Annotated in this window: 14 protein-coding genes and 2 tRNA genes; all 16 read right to left on the bottom strand. The window is 64.8% G+C overall.

Annotation, left to right across the window (positions count from 1 at the left end):
- Positions 1–24 precede the first annotated feature (24 nt).
- A complete protein-coding gene (rbfA, locus tag B9Y82_RS12430; protein ID WP_005410447.1) occupies positions 25–408 on the bottom strand; it encodes a 30S ribosome-binding factor RbfA in 384 nt (127 codons plus the stop codon).
- Positions 409–532: 124 nt separating this feature from the next.
- Positions 533–3,181: a translation initiation factor IF-2 gene (gene infB / locus B9Y82_RS12435; RefSeq protein ID WP_100473463.1), complete on the bottom strand. Its 2,649-nt coding sequence runs from the start codon at positions 3,179–3,181 to the stop codon at positions 533–535.
- 92 nt (positions 3,182–3,273) lie between these two features.
- On the bottom strand, positions 3,274–4,785 hold the full coding sequence (gene nusA, locus B9Y82_RS12440; RefSeq protein ID WP_005410449.1) for a transcription termination factor NusA: 1,512 nt from the start codon (positions 4,783–4,785) through the stop codon (positions 3,274–3,276).
- Positions 4,786–4,789: 4 nt separating this feature from the next.
- Positions 4,790–5,380 carry a ribosome maturation factor RimP gene (rimP, locus tag B9Y82_RS12445; RefSeq protein ID WP_100473464.1) on the bottom strand — a complete coding sequence of 197 codons (591 nt, stop codon included), beginning with the start codon at positions 5,378–5,380 and terminating at the stop codon, positions 4,790–4,792.
- A gap of 366 nt (positions 5,381–5,746) precedes the next feature.
- Positions 5,747–5,823, bottom strand: a tRNA-Met gene (locus B9Y82_RS12450).
- Between the two features lie 82 nt (positions 5,824–5,905).
- A tRNA-Met gene (locus tag B9Y82_RS12455) sits at positions 5,906–5,982 on the bottom strand.
- Positions 5,983–6,109: 127 nt separating this feature from the next.
- On the bottom strand, positions 6,110–7,570 hold the full coding sequence (gene nuoN / locus B9Y82_RS12460) for an NADH-quinone oxidoreductase subunit NuoN (protein WP_100473465.1): 1,461 nt from the start codon (positions 7,568–7,570) through the stop codon (positions 6,110–6,112).
- A 15-nt stretch (positions 7,571–7,585) separates the two neighbouring features.
- On the bottom strand, positions 7,586–9,094 hold the full coding sequence (locus B9Y82_RS12465) for an NADH-quinone oxidoreductase subunit M (protein WP_100473466.1): 1,509 nt from the start codon (positions 9,092–9,094) through the stop codon (positions 7,586–7,588).
- 23 nt (positions 9,095–9,117) lie between these two features.
- Complete coding sequence (nuoL, locus tag B9Y82_RS12470) at positions 9,118–11,283, bottom strand: NADH-quinone oxidoreductase subunit L (RefSeq protein ID WP_100473467.1); 2,166 nt, start codon at positions 11,281–11,283, stop codon at positions 9,118–9,120.
- A gap of 7 nt (positions 11,284–11,290) precedes the next feature.
- Positions 11,291–11,596 carry an NADH-quinone oxidoreductase subunit NuoK gene (nuoK, locus tag B9Y82_RS12475; protein ID WP_005410454.1) on the bottom strand — a complete coding sequence of 102 codons (306 nt, stop codon included), beginning with the start codon at positions 11,594–11,596 and terminating at the stop codon, positions 11,291–11,293.
- On the bottom strand, positions 11,593–12,249 hold the full coding sequence (locus tag B9Y82_RS12480; RefSeq protein ID WP_100473468.1) for an NADH-quinone oxidoreductase subunit J: 657 nt from the start codon (positions 12,247–12,249) through the stop codon (positions 11,593–11,595). The genes nuoK and B9Y82_RS12480 overlap by 4 nt, the downstream gene beginning before the upstream one ends.
- 9 nt (positions 12,250–12,258) lie before the next feature.
- Complete coding sequence (gene nuoI / locus B9Y82_RS12485) at positions 12,259–12,747, bottom strand: NADH-quinone oxidoreductase subunit NuoI (protein WP_005410456.1); 489 nt, start codon at positions 12,745–12,747, stop codon at positions 12,259–12,261.
- 4 nt (positions 12,748–12,751) lie between these two features.
- Positions 12,752–13,846 (bottom strand): NADH-quinone oxidoreductase subunit NuoH, encoded by a 1,095-nt coding sequence (gene nuoH / locus B9Y82_RS12490; protein ID WP_006458641.1) that lies wholly within the window; start codon positions 13,844–13,846, stop codon positions 12,752–12,754.
- Entirely contained in the window at positions 13,843–16,077 is a 2,235-nt protein-coding gene (nuoG, locus tag B9Y82_RS12495; RefSeq protein WP_100473469.1) for an NADH-quinone oxidoreductase subunit NuoG, read from the bottom strand. Before nuoG ends, nuoH begins: the two co-directional genes overlap by 4 nt.
- Positions 16,074–17,414, bottom strand: coding sequence for an NADH-quinone oxidoreductase subunit NuoF (gene nuoF / locus B9Y82_RS12500; protein WP_005410459.1), 1,341 nt, complete (start codon positions 17,412–17,414; stop codon positions 16,074–16,076). The genes nuoG and nuoF overlap by 4 nt, the downstream gene beginning before the upstream one ends.
- A 4-nt stretch (positions 17,415–17,418) precedes the next feature.
- On the bottom strand, positions 17,419–17,946 hold the full coding sequence (gene nuoE, locus B9Y82_RS12505; protein WP_100473470.1) for an NADH-quinone oxidoreductase subunit NuoE: 528 nt from the start codon (positions 17,944–17,946) through the stop codon (positions 17,419–17,421).
- Positions 17,947–18,016: the final 70 nt, after the last annotated feature.

Genomic DNA, 18,016 nt, shown 5'->3' on the forward strand with positions numbered 1-18,016 from the left:
GCCGGGCATCGGCCCGGCGCTAGCTTATTCTTCGTCGCTCTCGCGACGCTTCTCGGCGGCCAGCGTATCGGGCAGGTCGCGCAGGATGTTGTCGATGTGCTCACCACGGTCGACCGAGTCGTCGTAGTGGAAATGCAGCTCCGGCACGTGGCGCAGCTTCATCGCACGGGCCAGGTCCATGCGCAGGCGATAGCCCAGTTCCTTCAGGCCTGCCACGGCTTCAGCCGAACGTTCCGGCATCAGCGCGGTGACGAACACCTTGGCATGGGCCATGTCGCGGGTGATTTCCACGTCGGACACGCTCACCGAGGGCAACCCGTGCTCGCGCACGGCGTTGTGCACCAGGGTGCCGAGTTCACGGCGCAGCTGGGCGGAGACACGGTCGGTTCGATGGAAAGTCTTGGGCACGCGGTCGGGCTCTTGATTTGAATGTGACCCGACCAAGGTCGGGCCCTACCAGGAGGAGCGGCCCGACCAAGGTCGGGCCCCACCAGGGGGCGGACCGACCCGTGAGGGCCGGCCCAGTACAGCATTACAGGGTGCGCGGCACTTCGATACGCTCGAAGCACTCGATCTGGTCGCCCGGCTTGACGTCGTTGTAGGCCTTCACCGCGATACCGCATTCGGTACCGTTGCGGACTTCCTCGACGTTCTCCTTGAAGCGACGCAGCGATTCCAGCTCGCCCTCGAAGATCACCACGCTGTCGCGCAGCACGCGGATCGGCTTGTTGCGCTTGACCACGCCCTCGATGACCATCGAGCCGGCGACGGCGCCCAGCTTGGAGCTGCGGAAGACGTCGCGGACCTCGGCGATACCGATGATCTCTTCGCGGATCTCCACGCCCAGCAGACCGGAGGCCACCTGCTTCACCTGATCGATCACGTCATAGATGATCGAGAAGTAACGCAGGTCGACGCCGTTGGATTCGATGATGCGACGGGCCGAAGCGTCCGCACGCACGTTGAAGCCGATGACGGTGGCCTTCGAAGCGGCGGCCGAGTTGGCATCCGATTCGGTGATGCCACCCACGCCGGAGTGGATCACGTTGATGCGGATGTCTTCGTTGGACAGCGCGACCAGTGCCTGGCTCAGCGCCTGCACCGAACCCTGCACGTCGGCCTTGATGACCAGGTTGAGGACCTGCTGGCCCTCGCCCTTGCCCAGGGTCGCCATGATGTCTTCCATGCGGCTGCCAGCGGTGGCGACCAGGCGCGATTCACGACGCTTGGTCTCGCGCTGCTGGGCAACGTCCTTGGCCAGGCGCTCGTCCTCGACCACCACGAAGTCGTCACCCGCTTCCGGCACGCCGGACAGGCCCAGGACCTGCACCGGGATGGACGGACCGGCGAACTCCGGCTGCTTGCCGGTCTCGTCGAACAGCGCACGCACGCGGCCGTACTGGATGCCGCACACCAGGTAATCGCCCTTCTTCAGGCGGCCCTGCTGCACCAGCACGGTAGCAACCGGGCCACGACCCTTGTCCAGCGACGATTCGATCACCACGCCCGAGGCGCGGCCTTCATCGACGGCCTTCAGTTCCAGCAGTTCGGCCTGGATCGAGATGGCGTCCAGCAGGTCGTCGATGCCCAGGCCGGTCTTGGCCGAGATCTCCACCATCTGGGTGTCACCACCGAAGTCTTCAGACACGACCTGTTCGGACAGCAGCTCGTTCTTGACCCGCATCGGGTCGGCGTCGGACTTGTCGATCTTGTTGATCGCCACGATCAGCGGCACACCCGCCGAACGGGCGTGCTGGATCGCTTCCTTGGTCTGCGGCATGACGCCGTCATCGGCGGCCACGACCAGCACCACGATGTCGGTCAGCTTGGCACCACGCGCACGCATCGAGGTGAAGGCAGCATGGCCCGGGGTATCCAGGAAGCTGATCACGCCCTTCGGCGTATCCACGTGGTAGGCACCGATGTGCTGGGTGATGCCGCCGGCTTCGCCGGTGGCGACCTTGGTGCGGCGGATGTAATCCAGCAGCGAGGTCTTGCCGTGGTCGACGTGACCCATGATGGTGACCACCGGCGGACGCTGGGTGGCTTCGCCCTGGTTTTCACCGGTCGAGGCCAGCAGCGCGTCTTCGGCGTCGTTGTCGTTGGCGCGGATCGCCTTGTGGCCGAGTTCCTCGGTCACCAGCGCGGCGGTGTCATGGTCGATGGACTGGGTGATGGTGGCCATCACGCCCATCTTGAACAGCGCCTTGACCACCTCGCCGCCCTTCAGCGCGAGCTTCTGCGCCAGGTCGGCCACGGTGATCGTGTCGCCGATCGCCACTTCACGCACCACCGGTGCCGTCGGACGCTCGAAGGCGTGCGGACCGGCGTTGCTACCACCACGCGACATGTCACGACGGCCGCCGGACTGGTTGCGGCCACCCGGGCGCCCACGGGAATTGCTGTTGTTGCTGTTGCCGCGACGCGCGCGGTCGGCAGCCGACAGGTGCATCTGGCCGGCAAAGCGATCGCCGGGACCACGCTCATTGCGCGGCGCACTGCGGTTGTTGCGGTCGTCGTTGCGCGGCGGCGCCGGCGGTGCACCACGCGGCGCGGCCGGGGCGGCAGCCGGGGTACGCGGCGGGCGCGGCGCGGTTTCGTCAATAGGAGCGCGCCTGGGCTTGCTGGCAGCCAGCGCCTCGGCGGCCTTGGCGGCAGCCGCAGCTTCCTCGGCAGCCTTCTTCTCGGCCTCGGCGCGTTCCTTGGCGGCAACTTCCTCCTCACGGGCACGGACGATGGCTTCGTCGCGCAGACGATCCTTCTCGGCCAGGGCCTGCTGTTCGGCGAGGTTGCGGGCGCGCGACTCTTCCAGCTTGCGCAGGATGTCGGCGCGCTCTTCGTCCGGGGTCATGGCGCGAGCACCATCCTTGACGTAGGTACGCTTCTGGCGCACCTCGACATTCACGGTCGTCTTGCTGCGACCGGAATTGACCGTCACTTCCTGCTGCTTCCGGCGGTTGAGCGTGATCTTCTTTGCAGACTGATCGGACTCTTCCGGGGCCTGCTCGGGCTTGCCGTGCGAACGACGAAGGAAGCCCAGGAGCTTAACCTTCTCGGAGCTGGTCACGACCTGGTCGGGACCGCTGAACTTCATGCCGGCACCGGCCAGCTGTTCCAGCAGTTTTTCGACCGGCGTGTTGACCAGTTCGGCAAGCTTGCGGATGGTGGTTTGCTGCGACATTCGGATCCTATGATCTTGTGGGCGCCCCCCCGCATCTGGAGGTGGCGCGGATTCTACGCCCTGAGCGGCTCAGGGCCCTGTTCATTGCCGGCTCATTCGCCGCGTTCCAGTCGGGCGATCTCCTCGGCACGGGCAGCCAGGATCAGCGCAGCGGCGCGCGCCTGATCCAGCCCTTCGATGCCGAAGTCCATGACCTCGTCGGCGGCCAGGTCGGACAGGTCCTCGCTGGTACGCACGCCGTGGCCGGCCAGCGCATATGCGGTGGCTTCGTCCATGCCCTTCAGGGACAGCAGGTCCTGCGCCGGCTGGCCGTCTTCAAGGCCTTCCTCGACTGCCAGGGCCTCATTGAGCAGCGCATCGCGGGCACGAGCGCGCAACTCTTCGACGATGTCCTCGTCGAAACCTTCCACGGCCAGCAGTTCGCCGACCGGGACATAGGCGATTTCCTCGACGGTGCCGAAGCCTTCGCTGACCAGGATGCCGGCGATTTCCTCGTCCACTTCCAGCTTGTCCATGAACAGCTGGCGGGCCGAAGCCTGCTCGGCCTCCGACTTGGCGGTGACCTGGTCCTGGGTCATCACGTTGAGCTGCCAGCCGGTCAGGCGGCTGGCCAGGCGCACGTTCTGGCCGCCCTTGCCGATCGCCTGGGCCAGGCGGTCTTCAGCAACAGCCAGGTCCATCGAGTGCTTGTCTTCATCGACGATGATCGACTGCACTTCGGCCGGCGCCATCGCGTTGATGACGAAGTTGGCCGGGTTGTCGTTCCACAGCACGATGTCCACGCGCTCGCCATTGAGCTCGTTGGACACGGCCTGCACGCGCGAACCGCGCATGCCGATGCAGGCACCGATCGGATCGGTACGCTGGTCGTGCGCCAGCACTGCGATCTTGGCGCGGTCGCCCGGATCGCGGGCACAGGCCTTGATTTCCACCAGGCCCTGGCCGACTTCCGGCACTTCCAGCTTGAACAGCTCGATCATGAATTCCGGGGCGGCGCGGCTGATGAACAGCTGCGGGCCACGCGGCTCCGAGCGCACTTCGGCCAGGTAGCCGCGCACGCGGTCACCGGCGCGCAGCACGTCACGCGGAATGCCCTTGTCCTTCGGAATGAAGCCTTCGGCGTTGCCACCGAGGTCGACATAGATGTTGCCGCGCTCGGCGCGCTTGACCACGCCGGTGATCAGCTCACCCACGCGATCCTTCCACGCATCCACGACCTGCTGGCGCTCGGCTTCGCGCACGCGCTGGACGATGACCTGCTTGGCGGCCTGGGCAGCAATGCGGCCGAAGTCCGGGTTCTCGATCTGCTCTTCGATGTAGTCGCCGACGTCCACGCCTTCGGCTTCATCGACGGCGTCCATCAGGCGGATCTGGCGGTCCGGCGATTCCATGACAACGTCATCGGCCACCACTTCCCAGCGGCGGAAGGTTTCGTAGCTGCCATCCTTATGGTCGATGACCACGCGGGTCAGCACTTCCTCGTCGGGATAGCGCTTCTTCGCTGCCGAGGCCAGGGCGGCCTCGATGGCATCGAAGATCACTTCACGCGGCACGCCCTTCTCGTTGGCGACCGCGTCGACTACCAGCAACAGTTCCTTGCTCATTGGCTCACTCCGCGCGCGGCTTCTTTGCCGCCGGCTCGTTGGAAGAAGAATTCGTGTTCGGCTTCGGACGCTTCGGTGCCGGACCGGTCGGCTTGCTCGGGGCCAGCCCCAGCGCCACCCAGTCGGGCATGATCCGTGCCTTGTCGATGTTGTCGGCCGACACGACCACTTCGGTCTTGTCGACGATGAAGGTGATGGTGCCCGCAACCTCGTCGGTCGCCTCGATACGGCCCTGCAGGCGACGACGATTGTCCTGCGGCAGCTTCAGCGTGACCTTGGCCGACTCACCCTGGTGGCGAGCGAACTGCTCCAGGTTGAACAGCGGCCGGTCCACGCCCGGCGAGGACACTTCCAGCGTGTAATTGCCGCTGATCGGGTCTTCGACGTCCAGCTGCGCCGACACTTCGCGGCTGACCCGCTCGCAGTCGTCGACATTGATGATGCGCTCGGGCTGTTCAGCCAGCGGCACGTCGATGTAAAGGCGCAGGGTCGCACCGCCGGGGGCCGGCAGATACTCAACGCCCAGCAGCTCCAGGCCCAGCGACACAACGGTCGGGGCGAGCAGATTCGCGATGTCGGTTGCCTTGTCGCTCACAGCCTGCCTTGATCTCTTGGTTGGGTGCCGGCCTTGGCCGGCGTGAAAACATGACGCCCCGGAAACGACAAAGGGCCCGCTGGGCCCCTTTTCCGGAAAGACTCCGGTGACTGGATTCCGGTTGCAACCTGCATTGCCTGCCGGTTGCGGCCCTCCTTCCGGGTCTGGACTCCCGCCGGGAGGCCACCTTCAGGGGTATTGCTAGGCCGCTGATGATAGCGACTGCACCGCGCTGGTGCAAGGTGCGGGCCCGGGGTCAGATCCCTTTTCCACGGGAAAAGGGATCTGACCCCGATCACGCAGAAACGACGCAGGCCCCAAAGAAAAACGCCCTCGAAGCAGAACTTCGAAGGCGATCTCTTTACTTGGTAGCGGGGGCAGGATTTGAACCTGCGACCTTCGGGTTATGAGCCCGACGAGCTGCCAGACTGCTCCACCCCGCATCAGAAGCGGAATTATGAGCGATTGCTTCAGAACATGCAAGCCTTCCCTCATTCATCAAACCGGTTGGCGCCGATCTGACGTTGGTAGCGGGGGCAGGATTTGAACCTGCGACCTTCGGGTTATGAGCCCGACGAGCTGCCAGACTGCTCCACCCCGCACCGGAAGTGTTTGAACTGCTGCCCTGCTCTTTCGAGGACGGCTACCGCAACGATGTTCTGGCTGAACCGCTGCAGTGACAACTCAGGCTGCGCATATTACACGAATCGCGCAGCTTTGTGTCAACTTTTATGCAAGATGCGCAAATGCCTGCTGGCACCAGACCATGATCGGGTTCCAGGCCAGGCCCAGCGCCAGCAGTGCCAGCGCGTTCACGCCCAGCACCAGGCCCAGCACGCGGTCGTTGCCGCGCGGCATGGCTTCGCCCACCGGCTCATCGAAGTACATGACCTTGATGACGCGCAGGTAGTAGAAGCAACCCACCACGGCGCACAGCACGCCGAGGATGGCCAGCCACAGCAGGCCACCGTTGACGGCCGCGCCCAGCACCGCCAGCTTGGTCCAGAAGCCCAGGAACGGCGGGATGCCGGCCAACGACGCCATGATGCACAGCACCAGGCCGGCCATCCACGGGTTGCGGGCATTCAGGCCCTTGAAGTCTTCGATGTTCTCGGCTTCGAAGCCGGCACGCGACAGCGCGATGATCGCGCCGAAGGCGGCGGTGGACATGATGGCGTAGGCCAGTGCGTAGAACAGTGCGGCGGCATAGCCCTGCGAACCGCCGCCGGCGATGCCCATCAGCAGGAAGCCGATGTGCGAGACGGTGGAGAACGCGAGCATGCGCTTGAGGTTGCTCTGCGCGATGGCCATCAGGTTGCCGATGACCAGCGAGACCGCGGCCAGGCCGGCGATCAGCAGCTGCAGTTCGGTCGACAGCGGGCCAACGCCCATTTCCAGCAGGCGGTAGGCCATGCCGAAGGCGGCCAGCTTCGGTGCCGAGCTGATGAACAGTGCGATCGGTGCCGGGGCACCCTGGTACACGTCCGGCAGCCACATGTGGAACGGCGCGGCACCCAGCTTGAAGGCGACACCGGCGATCATGAACACCGCACCGGTGATCAGCAGTACGCGCTCTTCCGAGTGCGGAATGGCCTCGCGGATGACGTCCAGGTGCAGGCTGCCGGTAGCGCCGTAGATCAGCGACATGCCGTACAGCAGCAGGCCCGAGGCCAGCGAACCCAGCACGATGTACTTCATCGCCGCTTCCGAGGCCAGGCCGTTTTCGCGGTTACTGGCGACCAGGGCGTAGGAGCACAGCGCCAGCAGCTCCAGGCCCAGGTAGACCATCAGCAGGCTGCCGGCCGAGACCAGGATCATCATGCCGGCGGTGCCGAACAGGATCAGCACCGGGATCTCGCCCTGGAACAGGTTGCGGTCACGCAGGTAGCGCCAGCCGTAGACCAGGGTCAGGCCGCTGAGCAGCACGATCCCGGTCTTCATCACGTCCGCGGCGGTATCGCGCACGAACATGCCATGGAAGACCTCCCCCTGCCCGCCCACGCCGGTGGCCAGCATGAACAGCACCACGGCCAGCGCAGCGAGCGAGAACAGGTGGGTGACGATCTTGTTCCGGTTGCTGACGAACAGGTCAAGGATCATCAGGGCGAAGGCGCTGCCGATCAGCACCAGCTCGGGAGCGAGCGGTGGCAGGTCGGCGGCGGTCAATGGCAGCAGCGGCGAGGTGGTCATCATCAAATCCTGGAATTACAGCAGCTTGCTGGATGCGATCTGCATCGCCAGCTTCGCGATCGAGGGCTCCATCAGGTCGGTCAGCGGCTTGGGATAGATGCCCAGGGCCAGCACGCCGATGGCGAACACGCCCAGCACCAGCCATTCGCGGCCGTTGATGTCCTTCAGTTCGGCAACATGGCTGTTGGCCACTTCACCGAAGAAGATGCGCTTGTACAGCCACAGGGTGTAGGCCGCGCCGATGATCAGGGTGGTGGCCGCGCCCAGCGCGATCCACGGATTACGCTGGAAGGCCGACAGGATGACCATGAACTCGCCGACGAAACCGCTGGTACCCGGCAGGCCCGCATTGGCCATGAAGAACAGCATGGCGAAGGTGGCGAACCACGGCATCACGTTGACCACGCCGCCGTAATCGGCGATGCGGCGGCTGTGCATGCGGTCGTACAGCACGCCGACGCAGGAGAACATGGCGCCGGACACGAAGCCGTGCGAGATCATCTGCACCATGGCACCCTGCAGGCCCAAGCGGGCGGCATCGGCGTTGCCGGCTTCACGCACCAGCCACAGGGCGATGAAGGTACCCAGGGTGACGAAACCCATGTGCGCGATCGACGAATAGGCGATCAGCTTCTTCATGTCGTCCTGCACCAGGGCGACCAGGCCGACGTAGATCACCGCGATCAGCGACAGCGCGATCACCAGCCAGGCCCATTCCTGCGATGCGTCCGGGACGATCGGCAGGTTGAAGCGCAGGAAGCCGTAGCCGCCGATCTTCAGCGCGATGGCGGCCAGGATCACCGAACCGGCGGTCGGCGCTTCCACGTGGGCGTCCGGCAGCCAGGTGTGGACCGGGAACATCGGCACCTTGACCGCGAAGGCGATCAGGAAGGCGAAGAAGATCCAGGTCTGTTCCTTGGCCGACAGCGGCAGCGCGTACAGGTCGGCCAGCTGGAAGCTGCCGCCCTTCATGTACAGGTAGATCAGCGCCACCAGCATCAGCACCGAGCCGAGGAAGGTGTACAGGAAGAACTTCAGCGCAGCGTAGATGCGGCGCGGGCCGCCCCAGACACCGATGATCAGGAACATCGGGATCAGCATCGCTTCGAAGAACACGTAGAACAGCATCGCGTCCGTCGCGGCGAAGATGCCGACGGTGACGCCTTCCAGGATCAGGAAGGCGGCCACGTACTGGTTCACGCGCTTGTCGATGGCACTCCAGGCACCGATCAGGGCAAGCACGCTGACCAGCGTGGTCAGCAGGATCAGCGCCACGGCAATGCCGTCCACGCCCAGGTTGTAGCCGATCTTGTACGCCGGGATCCAGGCATGGGTCTCGACGAACTGCAGACCGTCGACGCCCGCGTTGTAGCCGCCCAGCAGCGAGAGGCTCGCCACGAAGGTCAGCACCGCTACGCCCAGCGACGCCCAGCGGGCGGTCTGCGCATCACGGATCGCAAGGATCAGGGCACCACCGATGATCGGCAGCCAGATGAGGACACTGAGTAGAGGCCAGTTCGACACGTCTTCTTATTCCGTACAGGTCATCAACGCAGGTAATGCATCAGCACGCCCAGCAGGGCAATCAGGCCGATGATCATCGCGAAGGCGTAGTGATAGAGGAAACCGGATTGGGTACGACGCAGCACGCCGGCTGCGACGTCCACAACACGTGCCGAGAGATTGACCACGCCGTCGACGATGTTGCTGTCGATCCAGCGCGAGACCTTGCCCAGCTTGACGCTGCCACCGGCAAAGCCATCGATCCACAGCTTGTCGAAGCCGTACTTGTTTTCCAGCACCGATACCAGCGGGGCGAAGGTCTTGCGCGCCTTGCCCGACAGGTCCGGCTTCCACAGGTAGAACAGTGCAGCCAGCAGGAAGCCCGCAACGGTCAGGAAGAACGCAGGCGCCATCATGCCGTGCAGCGCGAACGCGACCGGGCCGTGGAACTCTTCGCCCAGGAAGCCAATGGTGTTCTTGGCCGGATCATAGAAATCGACGATGCCGGTGAAGAACGTATGCGCCTGGCCCTTGATGGCGTCGTGCGCGTGGTGGCCGGCCCAGTCGGTGCCGTACAGCATCGGACCGATGCTGAAGAAACCGATGGCGATCGACGGGATGGCCAGCAGGATCAGCGGCAGGGTCACCACCCACGGGGTTTCGTGCGGCTCATGCGGACCGTGGCCATGGCCGTGGTCGTCGTGGGCATCGCCGTGGTGGGCGTCGGCGGCGTGGTGATCGTCATGACCGTGGCCATGGGCATGATCATCATGCGCGTCGCGGAAGCGTTCCTTGCCATGGAAGGTCAGGAACAGCAGGCGGAAGCTGTAGAAGCTGGTGACGATCACGCCACCCAGCACCGCCCAGTAGCCGTAGGTGGCCACCCAGTTGTTGGACAGGTGCGCGTGCAGCTCGGCCGCCTCGATGATGGTGTCCTTCGAGTAGAAGCCGGAGAAGAACGGCGTACCGACCAACGCCAGGGTACCGATCCACATGGTGATGAAGGTGATCGGCATGTACTTGCGCAGGCCGCCCATCTTGCGCATGTCCTGCTCGTGGTGCATCGCGATGATGACCGAGCCGGCGCCCAGGAACAGCAGCGCCTTGAAGAAGGCGTGGGTCATCAGGTGGAACACGGCGGCCGAATAGGCCGACACGCCCAGGGCGACGGTCATGTAGCCCAGCTGCGACAGCGTGGAGTACGCAACGACGCGCTTGATGTCGTTCTGCACGATGCCGATCAGGCCGGTGAAGAACGCGGTGGTGGCACCGATGAACAGCACGAAGTTCAGCGCAGTCTGCGACAGCTCGAACAGCGGCGACATGCGGGTAACCATGAAGATACCGGCGGTCACCATCGTCGCGGCATGGATCAGTGCCGAGATCGGGGTCGGGCCTTCCATCGAGTCCGGCAGCCACACGTGCAGCGGAACCTGGGCCGACTTGCCCATGGCACCGATGAACAGGCAGATGCAGATGACGGTGGCGATCGACCAGATCACCGGCTCGTTCAGCAGCTGCATGCCCAGGATCGTGCCGTCCCAGATCTGCAGCTGGGCGCGCGGATCAGCCAGCAGGCCGGCCTGCGAAAACACCTGCGCGTAGTCCAGGGTGCCGAACACCCACAGCACGCCGGCGATGCCCAGCAGGAAGCCGAAGTCACCGACGCGGTTGACCAGGAACGCCTTCATGTTGGCGAAGATCGCGGTCGGGCGCTTGAACCAGAAGCCGATCAGCAGGTACGACACCAGGCCCACCGCTTCCCAGCCGAAGAACAGCTGCAGGAAGTTGTTGCTCATCACCAGGGTGAGCATCGAGAAGGTGAACAGCGAGATGTAGCTGAAGAACCGCTGGTAGCCCGGATCGTCCTGCATGTAGCCGATCGTGTAGATGTGGACCAGCAGCGACACGAAGGTCACCACCACCATCATCATTGCGGTCAGCTTGTCGACCATGAAGCCGACGTGGGCCGAATACTGGCCAACCTCGAAGAACGTGTAGATGTTCTGGTTGAACGGCTGCGCGCCGCCCCACATCAGCTGGTAGAACGTGTACATCGACAGGCCGCAGGCAACCGCGACGCCGAGGATGGTGAGGGTCTGCGCGCCGAAGCGCTTGACCTGGCGACCGAACAGGCCGGCGATGATGCTGCCGAACAGCGGTGCAAGCACCACTGCGATCAACAGACTCTTGGAGAGAGTGATTTCCATCTGTGGATCAGCCCTTCAACGAATCGACTTCGCCGACATTGATCGTGCGGCGGGTACGGAACAGGGTCACCAGGATCGCCAGGCCGATGGCGGCTTCCGCGGCGGCGACGGTCAGGATGAAGAACACGAACAGCTGGCCGGACGGATCGCCCAGCTGACGCGAGAAGCCGACGAAATTGATGTTCACCGACAGCAGCATCAGCTCGATCGACATCAGCAGGACGATGACGTTCTTCCGGTTGAGGAAGATGCCGGCCAGGCTGATGGCGAACAGCACCGCGCCAAGCGCAAGCATGTGGCCAAGGGTAATCACGGCTGGGTCTCCTCGCCGGCGGCCGGCTTGCTGTTGCTGTGCACGACCGGTGCTTCGGCGCCCATCTTCACCATGCGCAGGCGCTGGCCCGCCTTGACCATGGTCTGCTGGCCCGGGTTCTGGCTCTTCACGCCGGTACGGCGACGCAGGGTCAGCATCACGGCGGCAACCACGGCCACGGTCAGGATGACGGCGGCGAACTCGAACGGCAGCAGGTACTCGGTGAACAGCGTGCGCGCCAGCCAGGTGACGTTGGAGCTGTCGGCGGCGACCGCAGCGGCGTTGTCGGCCGGGAACGGCGTGACCGAGCGGGCCTTGACGCCGATCAGGATCAGCATCTGCACCAGCATCGCCACTGCGACGATGAGGCCGACCGGCAGGTAGCGCACCCAGCCCTCACGCAGCTTGCTGGGGTCGATGTCCAGCATCATCACCACGAACAGGAACAGCACCATCACCGCGCCGACGTAGACCAGCACCAGGGCCACGCCGAGGAACTCGGCGCCCACCAGCAGCCACACGCAGGCGATGGAGAAGAAGGTCAGCACCAGGCAGAGCACGGCGTGAACCGGGTTGCGCACGCTGATCACCGCACCGGCCGAAACCGTTGCCGCGATGGCGAACACCCAGAAAGCGATATTTACCCAATCCATCTCTCGACCTCAGCGGTAAGCGGCATCGGCGGCGCGACGCTCGGCGATCTCGTTTTCGAGACGGTCGCCCAGGGCCAGCAGCTGCGGCTTGGTAACGATGTTTTCGCCACGATTCTCGAAGTGGTACTCGAGGATGTGGGTTTCGACGATCGAGTCCACCGGGCAGCTTTCTTCGCAGAAGCCGCAGAAGATGCACTTGAACAGGTCGATGTCGTAGCGCGTGGTACGGCGGGTGCCGTCTTCGCGCTTGGCCGAGTCGATGGTGATGGCCAGCGCCGGGCACACCGCCTCGCACAGCTTGCAGGCGATGCAGCGCTCTTCACCGTTGGGGTAACGGCGCAGGGCGTGCAGGCCACGGAAGCGCGGCGACTGCGGGAACTTCTCCATCGGGTACATCATCGTGTACTTCGGCTTGAAGCTGTACTTCAGCGTCAGCCAGAGACCAGCCAGCAGTTCGAGCAGCAGCAGGCTCTTGAAGTAATGGGTAATCCTGTTCATCACTTTAGACGCCCTTTTGAATCACGCCGAAGAACACCATGACGGCGGTAACCGCGATCCACAGAATGGCCAGCGGGATGAAGACCTTCCAGCCCAGGCGCATGATCTGGTCATAGCGGAAGCGCGGGAAGCTGGCACGGAACCAGATGTAGGCACTGGCGAAGAAGAACACCTTGACGAACAGCCACGGCGCACCACCCTTCCAGATCCAGTCGACCAGCGGCGAGACGTCGCCGAAGTTGACCCAGCCCTGGACCGGGCTCAGCCAGCCACCGAGGAAGAAGATCGAGATCAGGAAGCTGATCAGGATCATGTTCGCGTATTCGGCCAGGAAGAACAGGGCGAACGCACCGCCCGAGTATTCGACCATGTGGCCGGCGACGATTTCCGATTCGCCTTCCACCACGTCGAACGGCGCGCGGTTGGTTTCAGCCACGCCCGACACCCAGTAGATGACGAACAGCGGGAACAGCGGCAGCAGGAACCAGTCGAAGAAGCCGGAGCTGCCGGCCTGCGCCATCACGATGTTGCTCAGGTTCAGGCTGCCCGACGCGATCATCACGCCGACCAGGGCGAAGCCCATGGCGATTTCGTAGCTGATCATCTGCGCCGAGGCGCGCATCGCACCCAGGAACGCATACTTCGAGTTGGACGCCCAACCGGCCAGGATGATGCCGTAGATGCCCAGCGAGGTCATCGCCAGCAGGTACAGCAGGCCGGCGTTGGCGTTGGACAGCACGATCTGCGAATCGAAGGGCACCACCGACCAGGCCGCGAAGGCCGGGGCCAGGGTGATCAGCGGGGCCAGCAGGTAGATCGCCTTGTTGGCGCTGCTCGGCTGGACCACTTCCTTGAACAGCAGCTTGAAGACGTCGGCGAAGGCCTGGAAGATGCCCATGCCCACGTACATCGGGCCGTGGCGGACGTGCATCCAGCCGATCAGCTTGCGCTCCCAGACCACGTAGAAGGCCACCGAGATGATCACCGGAACGGTGATCACCAGGATCTTCAGGATGATCCAGATCAGCGCGCCGATGTCACCGAGGCCAAGCAGCCACTGGTGCAGCGGGTCGACCGCGTTCAACAGCAATTCGTTCATGCAGCCACCACCGTTACGCGAGCGGCACCCAGCGGCGCGGTCGCGCCGTGGCCCGATTCAATCCAGACCGAACCCGCAGCGACGCGGGCATCGACCACCACCGGCAGGGTGGCCTTGCCGGCATCGGTGCCGACCTTGGCCATCTGCCCTTCCTGCAGCTGCAGGCGAGCGGCATCTTCAGCGTTCAGCACGATGCGCGGGGCGTTGTTGAGCGGATGCGACTGCAGCGCCGGGGCGCGGCGGACCACCGCATCGGTGCGGTAGATCGCGGCGGTCGAAGCCACTTCCAGGCCTTCGCCGGCAACCACCGGCTGCGCCGAAGCGGCAACGGTGACCGACACCGAAGCCAGGCTGGCGCGCAGGCCGGCCAGGTCGGTGAAGTCGAAACCGGCCACGGCCAGCTCGCCGCCCAGAGCACGCAGCACGCGCCAGCCTTCACGGGCCTCGCCCGGCAGCTTGCCACCGGCACGCGCCGACTGCTCGCGGCCATCGAGGTTGGTCAGGGTGGCGTCGATTTCCGGCAGTGCACCGATCGGCAGGATCACGTCGGCGACGTCGCGGGTCGAGGTGCAGGCGAACTGGCTGAACGCCACCACCTGGGCACCGGCCAGCGCCTTGCGCGCGGCGGGTGCATCGGCGAAGTCCAGGCCCGGCTCCAGGCCGTACACCACGTAGGCCTGGCGCGGCTGCGCCAGCATCGCGGCGACGTCCTTGCCGGCCGGCAGCACACCGGCGCGGGTCAGGCCAACGGCGTTGGCGCCCTGCGGGATGCGGCACAGCTTGGCACCGGTGGCGGCGGCGAAGTCACGCGCGGCGGCGCGGATCGCGGCAGCCTGCGGGTGGTTTTCGGCGATGCCACCAACGATCAGCACGGTGTTGTTGCCGCCCTGCACCGCCGAACGCAGCTCGGCGTTGGCCAGTGCGTCGACGAACTTCGACGGCGCAACGATCTGCTTGCCGGCAATGCTGAAGGCGAAGTCGAAGTCCACCGGGTTGACGACGTGGATCTTCGCGCCGTTGGTGGTCTGCGCCTTGCGCAGGCGGGCGTGCAGCAGCGGCAGTTCGTGGCGGATGTTGCTGCCCAGAACGACGATGCGGTCGGCGCCTTCGATCTCGGCCAGCGGCAGGCCGAATACTTCGGCGGTTGCAGCGTCGGAGAAATCGCGGTTGTTGATGCGGTGGTCGATGTTGCTCGAGCCCAGGCCCTTGGCCAGGCGGGCCAGCAGCGCGCCCTCCTCGTTCGAAGTCGACGGGTGCACCAGCACGCCCAGGTTGTCGCCCTGGTTGGCCTTGAGGATCTCGGCGGCCGCGGCCAGGCCTTCGGCCCAGCTCACTTCCTTCCACTCGCCATTGACCTTGCGCAGCGGCTTGACCGCACGGTCTTCGCTGTACAGGCCCTGGTGTGAGTAGCGGTCACGGTCGGACAGCCAGCACTCGTTCACCGCTTCGTTGTCGCGCGGCACGGTGCGCAGCACTTCGCCGCGACGCACGTGCAGGAACAGGTTCGAACCCATCGCGTCGTGGTAGCCCAGCGACTCGCGCGCGGTCAGCTCCCACGGGCGGGCGCGGAACTGGAACACCTTGTTGGTCAGCGCGCCAACCGGGCAGACGTCGACGACGTTGCCGGACAGCTCGGTGGTCAGCGGCTTGCCGTCGAAGGTACCGATCTGCAGGTTCTCACCGCGGTACATGCCACCCAGCTCGTAGGTACCGGCAACGTCGGCGGTGAAGCGGACGCAGCGGGTGCACTGGATGCAGCGGGTCATTTCGGTGGCAACCAGCGGGCCCATGTCCTCGTCCGGCACCACGCGCTTGCGCTCGTTGAAGCGGCTGACCGAACGGCCATAGCCCAGCGACACGTCCTGCAGTTCGCACTCGCCGCCCTGGTCGCAGATCGGGCAGTCCAGCGGATGGTTGATGAGCAGGAACTCCATCACCGAGCGCTGGAACTTCAGCGCCTTCTCACTGCGGGTGGCGACCTTCATGCCGTCCATCACCGGGGTGGCGCAGGCCGGCGCCGGCTTCGGCGACTTCTCCACGTCTACCAGGCACATGCGGCAGTTGGCGGCGATCGGCAGCTTCTCGTGGTAGCAGAAGCGCGGAATCGAAATGCCGGCCTTGTCGGCCGCCTGGATGATCATCGAACCCTTGGGCACGACCAGCGACTTGCCATCGATTTCGATGGTCACGTGATCCGGTGGCACGTTCGGGTTTACGGGTTGCGCGCTCATGCGGCGGCTGCCTCCACCTTCTTGCCGTCAACCATCGAATGACCGTTGACGATGTAATACTCGAATTCGTCCCAGAACTGGCGCAGGAAGCCCTGGATGGGCCATGCAGCCGCTTCACCGAACGCACAGATGGTGTGGCCTTCGATCTGGCCGGCCACCGCCTTCAGCTGGTGCAGGTCTTCCATCGTGGCCTTGCCGGCGACGATGCGCTCCAGCACGCGGTGCATCCAGCCGGTGCCTTCACGGCACGGGGTGCACTGGCCGCACGATTCCTTGTGGAAGAACTGGCTGATGCGGCAGGCGAACTTGACGCAGCAGACGCTGTCGTCGAGCACCACGATCGCACCCGACCCCAGGCCGGAGCCCAGCGCACGGATGGTGTCGTAGTCCATCGGCAGATCCTTCAGCTCGGCCGCGGTCAGCACCGGCATCGACACGCCGCCCGGGATCGCACCCTTCAGCGTGCGGCCCGGACGCAGGCCACCGGCCATTTCCAGCAGGTCGTGGAATTTGGTGCCGAGCGGCACTTCGAAGTTGCCGCCGTTCTGCACGCAGCCGGACACCGAGAAGCACTTCGGGCCGCCGTTGGCGGTCAGGCTCAGGCCCTTGAACCACTCCGGACCGTTGCGGATGATCGCTGGCACCGAACCGTAGGTTTCGGTGTTGTTGATCGTCGACGGCTTGCCATAGAGGCCAAAGTTGGCCGGGAACGGCGGCTTGTAGCGCGGCTGGCCCTTCTTGCCTTCCAGCGATTCCATCAGCGCGGTTTCTTCGCCGCAGATGTACGCGCCGGCGCCCAGCGCACCGTAAATGTCGATGTCCACGCCCGAGCCCATCACGTTCTTGCCCAGCCAGCCATTTGCATAGGCGTCGGCCAGGGCCTGCTCGAAGTGCTCGAACGGCTCGTGGTGGAACTCACCGCGCAGGTAGTTGTACCCCACGGTCGAACCGGTGGCGTAGCAGGCGATTGCCATGCCTTCCACCACCGAATGCGGGTTGTAGCGCAGGATGTCGCGGTCCTTGCAGGTGCCCGGCTCGGATTCGTCCGAGTTGCAGAGGATGTACTTCTGCATGTTGCCCTTGGGCATGAAGGACCACTTCAGGCCGGTCGGGAAGCCTGCGCCACCGCGGCCACGCAGGCCCGAGGCCTTGACCATCTCGATGACCTGCTCCGGCGGGATCTTCTCTTCGAGGATCTTGCGCAGGGCGGCGTAGCCACCGGTCTTCAGGTAGCTTTCGTACGACCACGGGGTGTCGTAATGCAGGGTGGTGTAGACCACCTGGTGCGGCAGCGGCGCGGGGCCGACCGGACCCTTGGATTCGTGGTGATGTGCCATGCCCTTACTCCAGCCCGTCCAGCAGCTCGTCGACCTTTTCCAGGGTCAGACGCTCATGGTAGTGACCGTTGATGACCATCATCGGCGCGCCGCCGCAGCCGGCCAGGCACTCTTCCTCGCGCTTGAGGTAGACGCGGCCGTCCGGGGTCGATTCACCGTGCTTGATGCCCAGCTTCTTCTCGCAATGGCGGACGATGTCCTCGGCGCCATTGAGCCAGCAGCTGATGTTGGTGCAGATGGCCACGTTGTTGCGGCCCACCTTCTCGGTCTCGAACATCGAGTAGAAGCTGGCGACCTCGTAGGCCCACACCGGCGGCAGGTCGAGGTACTTGGCCACGGCGGCGATCAGCTCGTCGGTCAGCCAGCCCTCGTTCTGCTCCTGGGCCGCGTGCAGGCCCTGCAGCACGGCAGAGCGCTTGCGGTCCGGCGGGAACTTGGACAACCAGTGATCGATGTGAGCGCGGGTCTTGTCGCTCAGCACCACCATCGGGTCGACGTCGCGCGCCGCCTCGAAATTACCTGTCGCCTTCATCGGCCGACCTCAGCGAAATGCATAACGTGAAATTGCAGAAACTGCGGCGCCGGCTTGCGCCGGCTGCCTG

Source organism: Stenotrophomonas maltophilia, from assembly GCF_002799155.1.
GTDB classification, from domain to species: Bacteria; Pseudomonadota; Gammaproteobacteria; order Xanthomonadales; family Xanthomonadaceae; genus Stenotrophomonas; species Stenotrophomonas maltophilia_R.

What these genes read in the sequence shown, in the direction of transcription:
- infB (WP_100473463.1), bottom strand. Translation starts at nt 3,181, where the DNA reads ATGTCGCAGCAAACCACCATCCGCAAGCTTGCCGAACTGGTCAACACG.
- nusA (WP_005410449.1), bottom strand. Translation starts at nt 4,785, where the DNA reads ATGAGCAAGGAACTGTTGCTGGTAGTCGACGCGGTCGCCAACGAGAAG.
- nuoN (WP_100473465.1), bottom strand. Translation starts at nt 7,570, where the DNA reads ATGACCACCTCGCCGCTGCTGCCATTGACCGCCGCCGACCTGCCACCG.
- nuoL (WP_100473467.1), bottom strand. Translation starts at nt 11,283, where the DNA reads ATGGAAATCACTCTCTCCAAGAGTCTGTTGATCGCAGTGGTGCTTGCA.
- B9Y82_RS12480 (WP_100473468.1), bottom strand. Translation starts at nt 12,249, where the DNA reads ATGGATTGGGTAAATATCGCTTTCTGGGTGTTCGCCATCGCGGCAACG.
- nuoI (WP_005410456.1), bottom strand. Translation starts at nt 12,747, where the DNA reads ATGAACAGGATTACCCATTACTTCAAGAGCCTGCTGCTGCTCGAACTG.
- nuoH (WP_006458641.1), bottom strand. Translation starts at nt 13,846, where the DNA reads ATGAACGAATTGCTGTTGAACGCGGTCGACCCGCTGCACCAGTGGCTG.
- nuoG (WP_100473469.1), bottom strand. Translation starts at nt 16,077, where the DNA reads ATGAGCGCGCAACCCGTAAACCCGAACGTGCCACCGGATCACGTGACC.
- nuoF (WP_005410459.1), bottom strand. Translation starts at nt 17,414, where the DNA reads ATGGCACATCACCACGAATCCAAGGGTCCGGTCGGCCCCGCGCCGCTG.
- nuoE (WP_100473470.1), bottom strand. Translation starts at nt 17,946, where the DNA reads ATGAAGGCGACAGGTAATTTCGAGGCGGCGCGCGACGTCGACCCGATG.